Below are 15,321 nucleotides of genomic sequence, written 5' to 3'. Positions count from 1 at the left end.
CTAGCCGCTGCAGGCCAGCAGCTTCAGTTCGACACGCCGGTCCAGCGCGTCCGAGGGATCGTCCTTGCCCGTGCCTATCAAGGTGGCGCGCGAGCCATAGCCCACGGCCAGCGAACGCTTGGCCAGGCCGGCCGACTCGTCGACCAGACGCTTGCGCACATATTCCGCGCGCAGGGCCGACAGCCTTTCGTTGATCAGCTCAGGCCCGCCGCGGCTGGCGTGGCCGCCGACCTCGACGCAGGACTTGGCCTCGGCCAGGCGCTGGGCGATCAGCTTCAGCCACAGGTGATTGGGCGCGCCCCGGCCATCGGCCGGCAGCACGGTGGAACCGGACGTGAAAGTGAACTGCATGGACAGCTGGCCCTGGGCCAGGCCGTAGTCCACCAGCTTGCCGAAGCTCTGCGCCGTGGCGTCACGCAGCCCCAGCTTCCAGTTGCTGAGGTAGAGACCGGTCAGCACCCGCAGCTGCTGGCCCGCGCCCATGCTGCCGGCCTTGTTGAACAGGGCCAGGGCGTTCTTGTACTGCTGGGCGTTGTAGGCGCGGACCGCCTCGTCGATCAGGCTGGAGACCACCAGGCCCTCGACATAGCTGGGCTGTATGGAGTCGCCCGGCTTGGAGGCCTGGCAGGTCTTGACGTAGCCCTCGGTGACCGGGTCGCGGGTCCAGGCCGGCGCATCGGCGAAGAAGGGCGGCGGCGTGGCGTCCACGCCTTCCATCTTGGAGCGGGTCACGGCCTTGCTGACCAGCTTGCCGGACTTCAGGTCCACCATCACCAGGCAGAAGCGGTACATGTCGCGCTCGCCCTCGGTCTTGCCTTCCTGGTTGATGGGCGTGAAGGTGCCGACGATCAGCAGCGGCGACTGCGCCAGGTTGCCGGCATTGAAGGGCTTGACCTCGAACTGCGGATAGCTGCTTCTAGCCAGCTGGACGATGCGCGTCTCCATCGCCTGCGTGGTCTTGGTTTGCATGCGCGAGACGCCGTCGACCAGCGGATCGACCAGCACCGTGTAGCGCGTGCTGCCGGCTTCCAGCGGGGCCAGGTTGGCCTTGGAGAACAGCGTGTTCGCGGCACCGAGCACCGCTTCCGCATGGGGCTGCGTCGGGGGCGGCGGTGGAGGCGGGGGCGGTGGGGGTGGGGGTGGAGGCGGCGGCACCGGGGCCGGCGCAGGCACCACGGGCGCCGCGGGCGCGGCGGCCGGCGTTGCAGGCGGTGGTGGCGTGCTGCAACCCAGCAGCAGGGCCATCAGTCCCAGACTCACGGCCGCAAGGCGGCGGTTGCTCAGGCTATCGGCGGCGTCCATCGCAGGCCTCCGGCGTGACAGAGGGCGGTTATAGCCCGCTCCGCCGGTTGTGTAAATTCCGCGCTCGATGCACCTGCTCAATCTTGATTCCAAGACCTGGCTTCTGGCAGCCATGGCCGGCTGGGCCGTGGCCGCAGCCCAAGCGGGCACCGGCAATGTCTGTGCGTCGGCAACGGCCACGCTGCCCGTCCGCTCGCCGCAGGCCTTGACCGGCACGGCCTTTGCACAGCAGGTCTCTGCGCTGAACGATGCGGAGCGGGAGTTGGCGATCCGCGAGGCCTTGCTGGCCGGCAACCTGCCCGACTTCCTCCGCCGCGCCGTGCCGCTTGAAATGCAAGGTGAAGGCCGCGACGGCGTGCCGACTCGGCTGGTCCTGTGTGTGCTGCCCGACTACCTCGCCATCGGCAGCGATGCCGATTTCCTGCGCATGCCCATGGGCCTGGACACGGCCCTGGGCCTGGCCCGCGCGTTCGGTTTCAGCCTGCCGACGCGCCGCATCGTCGACGCCATCTATTTGCAAGCAAGCGTCCGACTCGCGCCCCAACCCCTGCCGCCCGGCGAGCAGATGCGCAGCACGGCCTACTACCTGCGGCATCAGCAGATCCTTCAGCAGCAGTGGGTCGAAGCCGGTGCCGCCCCAGGCCGACTGGCAGCCGGCCACAAGAAGGACCTGGTACTGAGTCGACGGCTGTGGCTGCAGCCCGGCCGAGTGGCGATCTATGGCTGGCACCGTGAGGTGGGCTTGCCGATCCAGCCGCTGAGCCTGGTCCATGCGGCGGCCTATGCCGACTACAGCCATGGGGTTCGACTGATCGCGCAGACCGCCTATCGCGACGGGCGCCCGGTCTCGCTGTTCGAGCTGCTGTCCGAAGAGCCCTGGTTCCGCCTGCTCAGCGACGAGGGCCCGCTTCCCGCGGCCGGCGAACTGGTTCGCTCCGGATCGCCCTAGCGGTTCAGGGCTGTCAGCAGCAGCGCCTGGAGCCAAAGCAGCTGGGCTTCCGCTTCGTCAACTTCCTCGAGCGGCCGGTGCAGGTCGCCTTCCAGGCTGGCCTGGCTGTCGAGCACGGCGATGCCACTGTGCTGGCGCAGCTGTTCGACCACGGCCCCCGGCAGCCGCTGGCATTCGATGAGCTCATAGAGCCGGCCCAGCATGCGCGCCGTGGCCAGGGCGGATTCAGGGCGCAGGAGGCCGGCATGGCTCGGACGTATCAGCGCGACCTGCGCGCCCAGGCCCTGGGCGGCCTGGATGAACAGCCGGGCGGTCTCGTCTTCCGGCGTCTCAGTCAGCAGGCCAATGTTCTTGCCCTTCAGCAGGTCGCCGGCGTGCCCGCTTTTCCGCGCATGCCGCAGCGCCCTGGCGCTGGCCAGCAGGCTTGCGGTGTCGGTGGCTGTCATGGGCGCCAGCAAGGTGGTTTGCATCTTCTATGGTCGGGAATACATGCCCGTTTGAAGCAGGCCTTGGGGCATGCTAGTCACCGGGCCAGTGAAACCGTTGACAGCGATCAACAAGCGAGGCTCTGCCTGAGTAAACCCGGATCCCGCGACCGATCGTTACCGAGCGTTTACAAAGCGCTTGCCAACTGTTCCAAAACACCGGCTGCCGTTGTCATGCCATTGCCGAGCGGTTCCTAGACTGAGCTTCATCAAGTCCAGGAGTTGCACCATGATGAACAGCGCCACCGTCCTCGCCTCGTCCAATATCCTGCCGGCCCAGCGCCTGGCCGAGCATGCCCAGTCCGCGCGTCGCCATGCCGTGCAGCAGGCCCAGATCAAGACCAGCCAGCGGATCGCCGATGCCCTGGCCCTCGTCAGCGAAACCCTCAAGCCTCAGCGCCAGGTCGTCCGGGCCGGCGATGTGATCTGCCAGGCCGGCGAGCGCTTCCAGTGCCTGTACCTGCTGAACTCCGGTTTCGTGAAGATCATCAGCCTGGCCAGCGACGGCCGCGAGCAGGTGGTCGGCCTGCGCTTCCGTGGCGATTGGCTGGGCTTCGACGGCATCGCCACCCAGGCCTATGGCTGCGACGCCGTGGCCATGGACACCGGCGAGATCTGGGCCATCCGCTATGACGAGCTGCTGGCCGCCAGTCTGCATCGCCCGGCGCTGCTGGGCCTGCTGCACCAGTCCATGAGCCGCGAGATCGCCACCGACCGCGATTCGCTGATGTCGGTCTGCACACTCCCGGCCGACGCCCGTGTGGCCGACTTCCTGCGCTACTGGGCCGATTCGCTGGCCCAGCGAGGCCTTCGTACCGACCAGATCAAGCTGCGCATGACCCGGGCCGAAATCGGCAACTACCTGGGCATGACGCTCGAGACGGTGAGTCGCGCCCTGTCACGTCTGGCCAAGAACGGCCTGATCGAATTCGCCGAAGGTGGCCGGCGCGACATCCAGATTCCCGACGTGGCGGCACTCAGCAGCTTCGTCCAGGGCGGCATGGCACCGGCACCCAAGCTGCTTCAGTAGGCCTGCGAAGCAACGCCTCAGCCCAGCAGGCGCGCCATGGCGGCAGCCAGTTCGTCGCGGCCATAGGGCTTGCGCAGCAACTCCCATTCCGGCGGCGAGTCGCGGTCGGCCTCCAGCAGCTCGGACGAATAGCCCGACATCAGCAGCACGGCCATGTCGGGCCTTTGCTGCTGGGCCAGCCGCGCCAGCTCGGTGCCCCGAAGGCCGGGACCGAGGGCGATGTCGCTGAGCAGCAGGTCGAACGGTGGCGCTTCGCCGGCCTGCGGGGCCAGCAGCAACAGGGCCTGCTCGGCCGATGAAACCGCGTCGACCTGGCAGCCCAGGGCGAGCAGGAAGGTCTGGATGATGGCCCGCACCTCGGCATCGTCTTCGACCAGCAGCACACGCAGGCCCTGGCGCAGCGGCGGCGGAGGCGCATCGAGGTCCGCCTCGCGGGTCGGATGCCAGGGCTGCGGAATGTAGAGCGTCACCGTTGTGCCGGCGCCTTCGCTGCTGGCAATCGCGATGGCGCCCTTGGACTGCTTGACGAAGCCGTAGACCGTGGCCAGGCCTAGGCCGGTGCCGCGGCCGGCTTCCTTGGTGGTGAAGAAAGGCTCGAACACGCGTTCGCGCACCGACTCCGGCATGCCGTGGCCGCTGTCGCTGATCTCGATCTCGACGAAGCGGTCGCTCGCGGCGCTGGGGTCGTCCAGCTCGTTGCGCAGCTCGGTCGGCAGGGCGGCGCAGGGGCAGGCCTTGAAGCGCAGGCGGCCGCCCTCGTGCATGGCGTCACGGGCATTGATGGCGATGTTGAGCAGGGCGGATTCCAGCTGGCCGGGGTCGGCCATCACCAGCGGGCAGGCATCGGCCACCTCGAGCTCGATGTGGATGCGCTGGTCCAGCGTGCGGCGCAGCATGTCGGCCAGCGAGCTGAGCAGGGCCTGGAGGTCCACCGGCGCCGGCTGCAGCACCTGGCGGCGTGCAAAGGTGAGCAGCTTGCCGGTCAGCTCGGCGGCACGGCGGCTGGCGCGCGTGGCAGCCGCCAGCAAGGGTTGGGCCTGCGGCGACCGGGCCAGTGGCAGGTCTTCCAGCACCTGCAGATTGCCCTGGATCACGGTCAGCAGGTTGTTGAAGTCGTGGGCGATGCCCCCGGTCAGCTGGCCCACGCTCTCCAGCCGCTGTGCATGGTTCAGCGCGTCTTCGGTGCGGGCACGCTGCAGGCTGCTGGTCAGCAGATTGCCCAGCGATTCCAGGAAATGGACCTCGTCGTCGCCGAAGCGCTGGATCCGTGTCGAGCGCACCGTCAGCGCGCCCACCATGCGACCGCGCTCGACCAGTGGCACGGCGAGCGCGCTGTGCAGGCCGGCCTTCAGGTAGGCACTGGGCACGGCAAAGCGGCTTTCGGTGCTGTAGTCGGCCACCACCACCGGCCGGCCGGCGGCGACCACGAAGCCGGGGGGGGTGTCGGGCCGGTTGGGATGCCGCGTGCCTATGGGCTCGCCCGTCAGCAGGCCGACGCCGCTGGTGAGGGTGAATTCGTTGCGATCGGCGTCCAGCAGGAAGACCGCGGCCATCTCGACCTGCATGGCCTCGACCGCGATGGTGCTGACCCGCTCCAGCAGCAGCTGCGGGTCGCGGGTGTCGACCCCGAGCCGGCCGAGCTGGGCCAGGTGTTCGCTGTAGCGGGCCCGCTGCAGGGCCTGCTTGACGCGCGGATAGGCGCCTATGTCGCGGATGGCCGCCACCACCAGGCCCTGCTCGGGCAGCGGGCTCAGGGCGATCTCGACCATCACCTCGGAGCCGTCGCGGCGCCGGGCCACCAGGTCCATCTGCGTGCCCATGGGTCGCGCCCGCGGGGCCTTGCCATAGGCGTCGCGGTACTCGGCATGGCGCGGACGTATCGACTCGGGCACCAGGTCCTCAACCGTCAGCGCATGCAGCTCGTCGATGCTGTAACCCAGCAGCAGCGAGGCGGCCGAGTTGCAAAGCACGATATGGCCGGCCGCATCGACCAGCAGCAGCGCGTCCGGATAGGCCTGGAACAGCGAGCGGAACACCGTCGAGGCATCCATGCCGGCCGGCAGGGCCGGGGTTTCGCCGCCCGGCCTCATGAGGCGCTGCTGACCGGCGGGACCAGGATGTAGCCGGCGCCGCGTACCGACTTGATGAGCTGCGGCGTCTCCGCCTCGGGCTCCAGCTTCTTGCGCAGCCGCCCGACCTGCACGTCTATCGTGCGGTCGTAGGGCCCGGCTTCGCGCCCGCGCGTGTGCTCCAGCAGGAAGTCTCGTGACAGCACCCGGCCCGGATGGCGGGCAAAGGCCAGCAGCAGGTCGAACTCGCCGCTGGTCAGGGTCACCTCTTGCCCTGCGGGGCTGACCAGGCGGCGCGCGGCGGCGTCCAGCCGCCAGCCGGCGAACTGCAGGCATTCGCTGCTGCCGCCCGACTCCGGTGCCGCCGCGGGCGGTGCAAGCCGGCGCAGCACGGCCTTGATGCGGGCCAGCAGCTCTCGCAGGTCGAAGGGCTTGGTCACATAGTCGTCGGCACCGACTTCCAGGCCAACGACCTTGTCGATCGCATCGCCTCGGCCGGTGACGATCACCAGGCCGCAGCGCCAGTGCTCACGCAGCTGGCGGGCAATCGAGAAGCCGTCCTCGCCCGGCAGACCCAGGTCCAGCAGCACCAGGTCCGGTGGGTCTTCGCGCATCATGTCGATCAGGGCGCGGCCGCTGTGCAGCGGCGTGACGCGGAAACCCTGGGCCTGCAGGTAGTTGCCCAGCAGCTGGGTGATGTCGGGTTCGTCGTCAACGATGGCGAGATGCTGGGCCATGGGTCCTGCGGTCGGAACACGGGTGGGTGGTGCCTGGGCCGGAAGCCTAGCAGCAAGACCCGGCGCCCGGCTTACTTGAACAGCGCCGGCAATGTCAGCGAAAGCGGTGGCAGGAAGGTCACCAGGGCCAGGGTCAGCAGCAGGGCGCCGTAGAAAGGCCAGATCGAACGCATCACCTGACCGACCGAGATGCCGCCTATCGCACAGCCGACGAACTGGGTCGTGCCCACCGGCGGCGTGTTGAGCCCTAGGGCGCAGTTGATCAGCAGCATGATGCCGAACTGCGTGGGGTCCATGCCGGCCTGCTGGCAGATCGGCAGGAAGATCGGCGTGCAGATCAGGATGGTGGCCGCCATGTCCAGAAAGGTGCCCAGCAGGAACAGCAGCAGGTTGACCATCAGGAAGATGACCCAGGGCGAGCTGCTCAGCGACTTCAGCAATTCGCCGGTCTGCTGCGGCACCTCGTACAGCGCCATGAAGTAGCCAAAGGCCGACGAGATGCCGATCAGGAACAGCACCACGCCGGTGGTCTTGCAGGCCTTGGCGCAGGCCTGCATGAAGGCATGCCAGCCCAGCGAGCGATAGATCAGCGTGGTCACGGCCAGGGCCCAGAACACCGCCGTGGCGGCCGACTCGGTGGCGGTGAACACGCCGCTGAGGATGCCGGCCAGGATGATCAGCACCACCAGCAGGCCCGGCAGCGCGGCCAGGAAGCTGCGACCCACGGCGGCCCAGCCCGGGAAGGCGCCGTGCGTGGGATAGCCGCGCCGGCGCGCCACCAGATAGGCCGCGGCCAGGTTGCAGATCGTCAGCAGGAGGGCCGGCAGCAGGGCCGCCAGGATCAGGTCGAACACGCTGACCGCGGCCAGGCCCGAGGCGGCCAGGGCGTAGATGATCAGGTTGTGCGAGGTTGGCATCAGCGCACCGACCAGGGCCGCGTGAGTGGTCACGTTGACCGCGTAATCGGCGTGGTAGCCCTCGCGCTTCATCAGCGGGATCATCACCGAGCCCATGGCCGACACGTCGGCCAGCGGCGAGCCGGCCACGCCGCCGAACAGGGTGCAGCCCAGCACATTGCTCATGCCCAGGCCGCCGCGCACATGGCCCACCAGGCTGTTGGCGAAGCGGACTATGCGCTCGGCGATGCCGCCATGCAGCATCAGCTCGCCGGCGAACACGAAGAAGGGGATGGCCAGGAAGGAGAACACCTGCATGCCGCCCACCATCTTCTGGAACACGATGGCCAGCGGCAGGCCCTCGAACAGGATGGTGGCCACCGAGGCCAGGCCGATGGCAAAGCCCACCGGCACGCCCAGCAGCAGCAGCAGGGTGAAGCCGATCGCTAGAATGCTCAGGGCCATGCTGGCTCCAGTTCAAGGCCTTGCACCGAGGCGATCAGCTGCTCGATGGAGAACAGCAGGACCAGCAGGCCCGAGATCAAGAGCGGCAGGTAGTCCAGGCCTTCGGGCACGCCCAGCATGGGCTTGGCCTCGTCCCATTTCAGCAGGGTCCACTCCCAGCCCGACCAGGCCATCAGCGCGCCGAACAGGCCGACCAGCAGATGGATCAGGCGCTCGGCCCAGCGCCGCGGCCGTTCGGGCAGCAGCACCAGCAGCGACTCCAGGCCGAGATGCGAAGCCTCGCGCACGCCCACGGCCACCGCGAGGCCGGTGATGTAGAGCACCAGCAGCAGGGCCAGGGCCTCGGTCCAGGTGGGCGTGTCGTTGAGCAGGTAGCGGCCGACGACCTGGACCTGCACGCACAGCACGACGGCGATCAGCGCCACAGCCGCGATTTGCAGGGCCAGCCGCGACAGCAGGGCGCAGCTGCGGTGGAAGGCGGCCAGCATCAGCGCTGGTCCTGGATCGCCTTGACCAGGCGCTGGGCGTCGGGCGTGGCGGCGAAGCGGGCGTAGACCGGCGCCATCGCTGCGCGGAAGGCGGCGCGGTCGGTCTCGACGAACTGCACGCCGGCGGCCTTCAGCACGTCGGCCGATTTCTGCTCCTGTGCATCCCAGAGCTTGCGCTGCACCGCCACCGAGTCCTTGGCGGCCTGGCGGATCTGGGCCTGCTCGGCCGGGCTCAGCTTGTCCCAGATGCGCTTGCTCATCAAGAGCATCTCAGGTGCCATCGCATGCTCGGTGCGGGAATAGACCTTGACCGCCTCGAAATGCTTGAAGCCCTCGAACGAGGGCAGATTGTTCTCGGCGGCATCGATCAGGCCGGTGCGCAGGCCGGTGTAGACCTCGCCGATCGACATGGGTGTGGCGTTGGCGCCCATGGCGGCGACCAGGGCGACCCAGAGGTCTGACTGCGGCACGCGGATCTTCAGCCCTTTGGCCTCGGCCGGGTTGCGCACCGGCCGCTTGGCGTAGATGGAGCGGGCGCCGCTGTCGTAGAAGGCCAGACCGACGAAGCCCTGGGCCTCGCAGGCTTTCAGGATCTCATCGCCCACCGGGCCGTCCAGCACCTGGCGCATATGGGCGGTGTCGCGGAACAGGAAGGGCAGGACCGGCACTTGCGTCTTGGGGCACAGCGCATTCATGGGGCTGATGTTGACCCGCGCCATGTCCAGCGCGCCGACCTTGAGCTGGTCTATGGTTTCCTTCTCGTTGCCCAGGGCGGCCTTGTTGAAGACCTTGATCTTCAGCGCGCCGCCGCTGCTCCTGGCCAGCTGCTCCCCCATGTAGCGCACGGCCTGGACCGTGGGGTAGTCGTCGCTGTTGTGGATGTCGGCCGAGCGCAGCTCGCGGGCGCCGGCCGGCGCGGCCAGCAGCCCGGCGAGCAGGCAGGGCAGCAAGGGGAGGGAACGCAGGGCGGTGCGCATGGGCTTGTCTCCGCAAGGGCTCAGGGTAGACACCGTTTCTGGGCGAGGTGCTTGGCCAGGACAATATCGAAACACTGTTTCAGACGCATCGGTGGTTCCATGGATCCTCGGTCAAGGCCCTTGTCTTTTCGCTGCCGGCAGTTGGCCTGGCTGCTGCTGTTCGGCCTGGCCGGCACGGCGCTGGCGCAGCCACTGCCCACGCTGAACCGCGCGACCTACGACCATGCCGGCTGGGTCACGACGCCGGGCGGCAAGGGCGGCCAGATCCTGCGCGTGACCAACCTGGAAGCCCAGGGCCCGGGCTCCTTGCGTGCCGCGCTTGAGGCCAAGGGGCCGCGCATCGTGGTCTTCGAGGTCGGCGGCGTGATCGACATGGGCGGCGCCTCCTGGCGCATCAAGGAGCCCTTTCTCACCGTGGCCGGCCAGACCGCGCCCGACCCCGGCATCACCCTGATCAAGGGCGAACTGAACATTGGCGCGCATGACGTGGTGATCCAGCACCTCGCCATCCGCCCCGGCGAATACGGCCGGCCCAAGAAGGGCGGCGGCGACCATGACGGCATCTCCACCGTGGCCGGCGCGGCGCGGGTGATCGTGGACCACTGCAGCCTGTCCTGGGCCACCGACGAGAACCTGTCGGCCAGCGGCCCGCGCTTCGAGGGCGCCACGCCCGACGACTGGCGGCGCAACACCTCGCACGAGATCACCTTCAGCCACAACCTGATCTACGAAGGCCTGGCCCACTCGGTGCACGAGAAGGGCGAGCATTCCAAGGGCAGCCTGATCCACGACAACATCACGGGCCTGCTGATCTACGGCAATGTCTACGCCTCCAACCTGGAGCGCAACGCGCTGTTCAAGGGCGGGGTGCGGGCGGCCATGGTCAACAACCTGATCTACAACCCCGGCCAGCGCGCGGTGCACTACAACCTGGTCGAGCATGAATGGGCCGGCCACGAGCACCAACTGGGCCGCGTGACCCTGGTGGCCAATGCCTATCGTCAGGGACCGGACAGCCGCCCCGGCCTGCCGCTGTTCACGCTCGGCGGCGTCGGCGACGTGGAGCTCTTCTTGCAGGGCAACCTGGCGCTGGACGCCCAGGGCCAGGCCTTGCCAATGACCGGCCGCTACACCAGCGGCACGGCGCGCATCCTCGAATCGCGCGAAGCCTATCTGCCGACTGGCCTGCGCTGGCTGCCGGTCGAGCGGCTGGAGCAGGTGCTGCCCATGGTGGCCGGCATGCGGCCCTGGGCCCGCGACCCGATCGACTTCAAGCTGCTGTCCGACGTGGCCGAGGGCCGCGGCCAGATCATCGATTCCGAATCGCAGAACCAATACGGCCATCCACGCTACAAGCCCACGCGCCGCGCCTTCGACGTCGCGGCCTGGAACCTCGACGACATGAGCCCCAAGGCCGGCTGGGACAGCCTGTTCGTCGCGCGCAAGCCCAAGTCCTGAGCCGGTGACAATGCCTCTGATTTCTGGAGGCTGGATTCGATGATGGAAGGACTGCCGGCGACGTCCTGGCTGGTGCTGGGCGTGTTCTGCACCGTCTACCTGGGCATGATCCTGGGCGGCCTGCCACGGCTGCAGCTGGACCGCACCGGCGTGGCCCTGCTCGGTGCCATCGCCATAGTCGGCGCCGGCGTGATGACGCCCGAGGCAGCGGCCCAGGCCATCCACCTGCCCACCATCCTGCTGCTGTTCTCCTTCATGGTGATCTCGGCCCAGATGCGGCTCGGCGGCTTCTACGGCGCGGTGACCCGGCGCATCGCCGCGCTGAAGCTGGGCCCGGCCGGCCTGATGGGTGTGGTCGTTGCGGCCTCGGCCCTGCTGTCGGCCGTGTTCTCCAACGACATCGTCTGCCTGGCCATGGCGCCGCTGCTGCTCGAGGCCTGCCTGCGCCGACGCCTAGATCCCGTGCCCTTTCTGCTCGGCCTGGCCTGCGCCAGCAATATCGGCTCGGCCGCCACGCTGATAGGCAATCCGCAGAACATGCTGATCGGCGAGGTGCTCAAGCTGCCTTTCGGCGGCTATGCCTTGCAGGCGTTGCCGCCGGTGCTGCTGGGTCTGCTGGCGCTGTGGGGCTTGCTGGCCTGGCAGATGCGCGGCAGCGAGGCGCTTAGCGAGCATGTTCTGCCGCCGCCGGACGAGCCGCCGTTCGACGCCTGGCAGACGACCAAGGGCCTCGTCGTGGCCGGCGTGCTGGTGGTGGTCTTCCTGTTCAGCGACTGGCCGCGCGATGTGGCCGCCCTGGTCGGCGCCGGCCTGCTGCTGCTCAGCCAGCGCTTCCATTCCAGCCAGGTCATGGGCCTGATCGACTGGGAACTGCTGATCCTCTTCATGGGCCTGTTCGTGGTCAACGCCGCGCTGGAGCACAGCGGCCTGACCCGCGATGCCATCGCCGCGCTGCAGGCTGGCGGCGTGGACCTGTCCCAGCCCTGGCCGCTGTTCATCGCGACGCTGGGCCTGTCCAACCTGGTCTCCAACGTGCCGGCCGTGATGCTGCTGCTGCCCGGCGCCCATGCGCCTACGTCCGGCACCACGCTGGCCCTGGTCAGCACCCTGGCCGGCAATCTGCTGCTGGTCGGCTCCATCGCCAACCTGATCGTCATCGATGCGGCGCGCCGCGCCGGCGTGCTGATCGACTGGCGCCGCCATGCCCGCACCGGCGTGCCCGTGACCCTGGCCAGCCTGGCCGTCACGGCGCTCTGGCTGGCCTGGCTGGCCGGCCGCTGAACTTCGTCCCTGCCGAAAGTCACTTGCCAGGCTCGCGGGCTTTCTTCTACAGTTGTAGTACGACATCTGTAGAAGAACCGCCATGGATGAAGAGAGAAGCAACGACCTCGCGCTTTCGGAACTGCAGCTGACGCTGATGCGCGTGCTGTGGGCGCGCGGCGAGGCCAGCACGGCCGAAGTGGTCGAGGCCCTGCATGAAAGCGGCCGGCCCTTGGCCCACACCACCGTGGCTACCTTGCTCAGCCGGCTCGAGAAGCGCGGCCTGATCAGCGCCAGCCGCGACGGCCGCCAGCTGCGCTACGTCGCCCTTGTGGACGAGCCCGAGGTGCAGCGCTCCATGGTGTCGGGCCTGCTCAGCAGCCTGTTCCAGGGCCAGCCCAGCCGGCTGATGAGCCACTTGCTCAGCGAAGGCGAGATCGCCGACGACGACCTGGCCGAGATGCGCAAGCTGCTGTCGCGCCGAGGAGGCCGCCATGCTTGAAGCACTCACCAGCTGGCTCGTCAACTACCTGCTCCACAGCACGGTGCTGCTGGCCGGCGCCGCGCTGGCCGAGCGCCATCCGCGGCTGCGCAACGCGCTGGCCGCGCGTGAGCTGCTGTGGCGCATTGCCTTGTTCGGTGGCCTGCTGAGTGCGACGGCTCAGGCGCTGGCGCCTTCGGCCTTCGAAATGGCGCGGCGCTTCCAGATGCCGGCGATCAGCTCGGCGGCGGAACCCAGCAACGTCGGCCTGGTCTTGAGCTCGGTAGAGCCCCCGCTGCTGCGCCGCGAACCGGTGGCGCCGGCCCAGGCCGCCAGTTCCGAGAAGATCGAGGAGCAGAGTCGGCAAGACCTGCCCCTGCCGTCCCGCCTGGCCAATGCCGCCGGCCTGCTGACCCTGGCCTGGGCCCTGGTGGCGGTCGCTTCCATCGTTCTGCTGCTGCTGCGCCTGGGCCTGCTGCATTGGCGGGTCGGGCGGCTGCAGGTCGCCGCGGATCGCTGGCAGGACAGCGCCTCGCGCCTGGCCGAGCTGGCCGGCGTGCGCACGCCGCCGCTGCGCCTGAGCGAGCGCTGGACCAGCCCGCTGGTGGCGCCCGGCGGCACGGTCTGCCTGCCGCGCTGGCTGGCGCTCAAGCTCGATGCCGGCCAGTGCGAAGCGGTGCTGGCCCATGAGATCGCCCATCTGCAGCGCCGCGACCCGGCCTGGCGCCTGGCCGGCCAGGCTGTGGCCGCCTTGGGCTGGCTGCAACCGCTCAACGGCCTGGCGCTGCGCCGGCTCGACGAGCTGGCCGAGCTGGCCTGCGACCGCTGGGCGGCCCAGGCCTCGGGCCGGCCGCGCGCGCTGGCCGAGAGTCTCTATGCCTGCGCCGAGCAGATCGTGGTCCGCCGCGCGCGGGCCCCGCGCCTGGCCATGGCCATGGCGCGTTCCGAATCGGCGCTGCTCAAGCGCATCCGTTCACTGCTGGAGGACCAGAACATGACCACAACGAATCAAGATGGGGGCGAGGCCGTGGTGGCGAAGAAGCAGGGCTTCAAGTGGCGCTGGCTCGTGCTGGGCTGCGTGTTGTCGGCGCTGTTCGGCGCCGTGGCCGTGCCGGCCGTGGTGCTGGGCCGCATGGACCATGACTGGATCGTCGAGCTGGAGGACGGTGTCAGCTTCCATCGCGGCCTGCGCATGGTCTTCAACAACGACGGCACCTCGACCCGCATCAGCGTGCGTGGCGGCGAGCTGAAGTTCAATGAGGACGAGGACGAGTTGCTCGCCATCGATGGTTCGGTCCGCATGACCGAGCAGAAGGGCGGCATGCGGCGCAGCGTCAGCATCGAGAGCCAGCCGGACGGCAAGCTCAAGCAGATCTACAGCGTCAACGGCAAGGTCCAGGCGGTCGATGCGGCCGGTGCCGAATGGATCAAGGGCATGACCAAGGCCCTGGCCGAAAGCGCGGTCAATGCCGACGAGCGCGCCCGCAAGCTGTTCAAGCGAGGCGGGCTGGAAGCGGTGCTGGCCGATTGCGAGAAGCCGGGCCAGGACCACCATCGCCGCAACCGCATCCAGGCGCTGCTCAAGCTGTCCGACGTGGGCAAGCTGGATGCCAAGACCGCCGGCCGCCTGATCGCCGCGGCCGCGCAGATCGATTCCGACTACGAGCGCCGCGAGTCCATGGTGGCGCTGATCGGGCACCAGCCGCTGGAGGCGGCGCAGCAGGTGGCCCTGCTGCAGACCACGGCCAAGATGGGCTCGGACTTCGACCGCCGCACGGTGCTGGAAGCGCTGGCTCCGCAGCAGCTGGAGCAGACCGAGGTGCTGAATGCCTGGTACGGCGTGCTCAAGGCCATGGGCTCGGATTTCGACCAGCGCACGGCCATAGAGAAGCTGATGGACCGTCGCCCGCTGGGCAAGCCTAGCGTGGACGCGGCACTGGAAGCCAGCCGCCTGCTGGGTTCGGACTTCGACCGCCGCACGGCCCTGCAGCACATCGCGCCGCATCTGGACCTGGCGACGCAGCTGGAAGCCTATGTGCAGTCGGCCTCAGCCCTGGGCGGCGACTTCGATCATCGCGAGGCGCTGATGACGCTGATAGCGCGCGGACCGCTGGACAAGGCCGGCACCCTGATGGTGCTGAACGGCATGTCGCGCATGGGTTCGGATTTCGATCTGGCCACCACGCTGAAGGCGCTGGCCGAGCAGATGCCCGCAGATCCCGAAGTGCTGAGCCGCTACCGCAAGACGGCACGCAGGCTCAGCGACTTCGAGCGGGGCCAGGTCGAGAAGGCGCTGGACCGTCTCGACCGTGGCTGAGTAATCGCGGGAGCGATTACTTCTTCTTGGCGGCCGGCTTCTTGGCAGCAGGAGCCGGGGCCTTGGCGGCCTTGCGGGCAGCAGCCTTGGGGTCGACGGCGGCCTTGAAGGTGGCGCCGGCGGTGAACTTCGGCAGCTTGGCGGCGGCGATCTTGATCTTGTCGCCGGTCGAGGGGTTCACGCCGGTGCGGGCGGCGCGAGCGTGCTGCTTGAACGAGCCAAAGCCGGGGATCGTGACAGCGCCGCCCTTCTTGACGGTGGTGACGATGGCGTCCAGCAGGGTTTCCAGCACGCGGCCGGCTTCGGCCTTGCTCAGTTCGTGCTTGCTGGCCAGGTGTTCAATCAGTTCCGATTTGTTCATTGTCTACAGTCTCATTGGGATGACGCCCGACCATCTCGGGCGGCGT

General features: G+C 68.7%; 14 protein-coding genes. 6 read left to right on the top strand and 8 right to left on the bottom strand.

Annotated elements, in window-relative coordinates:
* On the bottom strand, window positions 1–1,302 hold the full coding sequence (locus QT382_RS17310; protein ID WP_289255332.1) for an OmpA family protein: 1,302 nt from the start codon (window positions 1,300–1,302) through the stop codon (window positions 1–3).
* Between the two features lie 67 nt (window positions 1,303–1,369).
* Here QT382_RS17310 and QT382_RS17305 point away from each other — a divergent pair, with 67 nt between their 5' ends.
* Window positions 1,370–2,251 carry a hypothetical protein gene (locus QT382_RS17305; RefSeq protein WP_289255331.1) on the top strand — a complete coding sequence of 294 codons (882 nt, stop codon included), beginning with the start codon at window positions 1,370–1,372 and terminating at the stop codon, window positions 2,249–2,251.
* Here QT382_RS17305 and QT382_RS17300 read toward each other — a convergent pair.
* Entirely contained in the window at window positions 2,248–2,721 is a 474-nt protein-coding gene (locus QT382_RS17300; protein WP_289255330.1) for a Rossmann-fold NAD(P)-binding domain-containing protein, read from the bottom strand. The two genes, QT382_RS17305 and QT382_RS17300, sit on opposite strands and share 4 nt — an antisense overlap.
* A 244-nt stretch (window positions 2,722–2,965) precedes the next feature.
* Here QT382_RS17300 and QT382_RS17295 point away from each other — a divergent pair, with 244 nt between their 5' ends.
* A complete protein-coding gene (locus QT382_RS17295; protein WP_289255329.1) occupies window positions 2,966–3,766 on the top strand; it encodes a Crp/Fnr family transcriptional regulator in 801 nt (266 codons plus the stop codon).
* A 17-nt stretch (window positions 3,767–3,783) separates the two neighbouring features.
* Here QT382_RS17295 and QT382_RS17290 read toward each other — a convergent pair whose 3' ends face one another.
* The 5 genes from QT382_RS17290 to QT382_RS17270 all read right to left on the bottom strand — a co-directional run bounded on the left by QT382_RS17290 (window position 3,784) and on the right by QT382_RS17270 (window position 9,398).
* Window positions 3,784–5,856 carry an ATP-binding protein gene (locus QT382_RS17290; RefSeq protein ID WP_289255328.1) on the bottom strand — a complete coding sequence of 691 codons (2,073 nt, stop codon included), beginning with the start codon at window positions 5,854–5,856 and terminating at the stop codon, window positions 3,784–3,786.
* Window positions 5,853–6,572 (bottom strand): response regulator, encoded by a 720-nt coding sequence (locus QT382_RS17285; RefSeq protein ID WP_289255327.1) that lies wholly within the window; start codon window positions 6,570–6,572, stop codon window positions 5,853–5,855. The genes QT382_RS17290 and QT382_RS17285 overlap by 4 nt, the downstream gene beginning before the upstream one ends.
* A 71-nt stretch (window positions 6,573–6,643) precedes the next feature.
* Window positions 6,644–7,933, bottom strand: a complete 1,290-nt coding sequence (locus tag QT382_RS17280; RefSeq protein WP_289255326.1) for a TRAP transporter large permease — start codon at window positions 7,931–7,933, stop codon at window positions 6,644–6,646.
* On the bottom strand, window positions 7,924–8,421 hold the full coding sequence (locus QT382_RS17275) for a TRAP transporter small permease (RefSeq protein ID WP_289255325.1): 498 nt from the start codon (window positions 8,419–8,421) through the stop codon (window positions 7,924–7,926). The genes QT382_RS17280 and QT382_RS17275 overlap by 10 nt, the downstream gene beginning before the upstream one ends.
* Window positions 8,421–9,398: a TRAP transporter substrate-binding protein gene (locus tag QT382_RS17270; protein WP_289255324.1), complete on the bottom strand. Its 978-nt coding sequence runs from the start codon at window positions 9,396–9,398 to the stop codon at window positions 8,421–8,423. Before QT382_RS17270 ends, QT382_RS17275 begins: the two co-directional genes overlap by 1 nt.
* A 120-nt stretch (window positions 9,399–9,518) precedes the next feature.
* On the opposite strand from QT382_RS17270, the gene QT382_RS17265 reads away from it, so the two are divergent.
* The 4 genes from QT382_RS17265 (at window position 9,519) to QT382_RS17250 (ending at window position 14,914) form a co-directional block, all read left to right on the top strand.
* Window positions 9,519–10,856 carry a pectate lyase family protein gene (locus tag QT382_RS17265; RefSeq protein WP_289255323.1) on the top strand — a complete coding sequence of 446 codons (1,338 nt, stop codon included), beginning with the start codon at window positions 9,519–9,521 and terminating at the stop codon, window positions 10,854–10,856.
* Between the two features lie 39 nt (window positions 10,857–10,895).
* Window positions 10,896–12,137 carry an anion transporter gene (locus QT382_RS17260; RefSeq protein ID WP_289255322.1) on the top strand — a complete coding sequence of 414 codons (1,242 nt, stop codon included), beginning with the start codon at window positions 10,896–10,898 and terminating at the stop codon, window positions 12,135–12,137.
* Between the two features lie 82 nt (window positions 12,138–12,219).
* The gene (locus QT382_RS17255) at window positions 12,220–12,618 is read left to right on the top strand and encodes a BlaI/MecI/CopY family transcriptional regulator (protein WP_289255321.1); all 399 of its coding nucleotides are present in this window, start codon (window positions 12,220–12,222) and stop codon (window positions 12,616–12,618) included.
* Window positions 12,611–14,914 (top strand): M56 family metallopeptidase, encoded by a 2,304-nt coding sequence (locus tag QT382_RS17250; RefSeq protein WP_289255320.1) that lies wholly within the window; start codon window positions 12,611–12,613, stop codon window positions 14,912–14,914. The genes QT382_RS17255 and QT382_RS17250 overlap by 8 nt, the downstream gene beginning before the upstream one ends.
* Window positions 14,915–14,930: 16 nt before the next feature.
* Here QT382_RS17250 and QT382_RS17245 read toward each other — a convergent pair whose 3' ends face one another.
* Window positions 14,931–15,275 carry an HU family DNA-binding protein gene (locus tag QT382_RS17245; protein WP_289255319.1) on the bottom strand — a complete coding sequence of 115 codons (345 nt, stop codon included), beginning with the start codon at window positions 15,273–15,275 and terminating at the stop codon, window positions 14,931–14,933.
* Window positions 15,276–15,321 lie beyond the last annotated feature (46 nt).

The organism is Pelomonas sp. SE-A7, assembly GCF_030345705.1.
Taxonomy (GTDB): Bacteria; Pseudomonadota; Gammaproteobacteria; order Burkholderiales; family Burkholderiaceae_C; genus JAUASW01.
This window is presented reverse-complemented; position numbering and strand designations above follow the sequence as displayed.

Bases quoted from the DNA above. Each gene is read 5' to 3' on its own strand.
- QT382_RS17245 (WP_289255319.1), bottom strand. From the start codon at position 15,275: ATGAACAAATCGGAACTGATTGAACACCTGGCCAGCAAGCACGAACTG.
- QT382_RS17250 (WP_289255320.1), top strand. From the start codon at position 12,611: ATGCTTGAAGCACTCACCAGCTGGCTCGTCAACTACCTGCTCCACAGC.
- QT382_RS17285 (WP_289255327.1), bottom strand. From the start codon at position 6,572: ATGGCCCAGCATCTCGCCATCGTTGACGACGAACCCGACATCACCCAG.
- QT382_RS17300 (WP_289255330.1), bottom strand. From the start codon at position 2,721: ATGCAAACCACCTTGCTGGCGCCCATGACAGCCACCGACACCGCAAGC.
- QT382_RS17280 (WP_289255326.1), bottom strand. From the start codon at position 7,933: ATGGCCCTGAGCATTCTAGCGATCGGCTTCACCCTGCTGCTGCTGCTG.
- QT382_RS17295 (WP_289255329.1), top strand. From the start codon at position 2,966: ATGATGAACAGCGCCACCGTCCTCGCCTCGTCCAATATCCTGCCGGCC.
- QT382_RS17260 (WP_289255322.1), top strand. From the start codon at position 10,896: ATGATGGAAGGACTGCCGGCGACGTCCTGGCTGGTGCTGGGCGTGTTC.
- QT382_RS17305 (WP_289255331.1), top strand. From the start codon at position 1,370: ATGCACCTGCTCAATCTTGATTCCAAGACCTGGCTTCTGGCAGCCATG.
- QT382_RS17290 (WP_289255328.1), bottom strand. From the start codon at position 5,856: ATGAGGCCGGGCGGCGAAACCCCGGCCCTGCCGGCCGGCATGGATGCC.
- QT382_RS17310 (WP_289255332.1), bottom strand. From the start codon at position 1,302: ATGGACGCCGCCGATAGCCTGAGCAACCGCCGCCTTGCGGCCGTGAGT.
- QT382_RS17255 (WP_289255321.1), top strand. From the start codon at position 12,220: ATGGATGAAGAGAGAAGCAACGACCTCGCGCTTTCGGAACTGCAGCTG.
- QT382_RS17270 (WP_289255324.1), bottom strand. From the start codon at position 9,398: ATGCGCACCGCCCTGCGTTCCCTCCCCTTGCTGCCCTGCCTGCTCGCC.
- QT382_RS17275 (WP_289255325.1), bottom strand. From the start codon at position 8,421: ATGCTGGCCGCCTTCCACCGCAGCTGCGCCCTGCTGTCGCGGCTGGCC.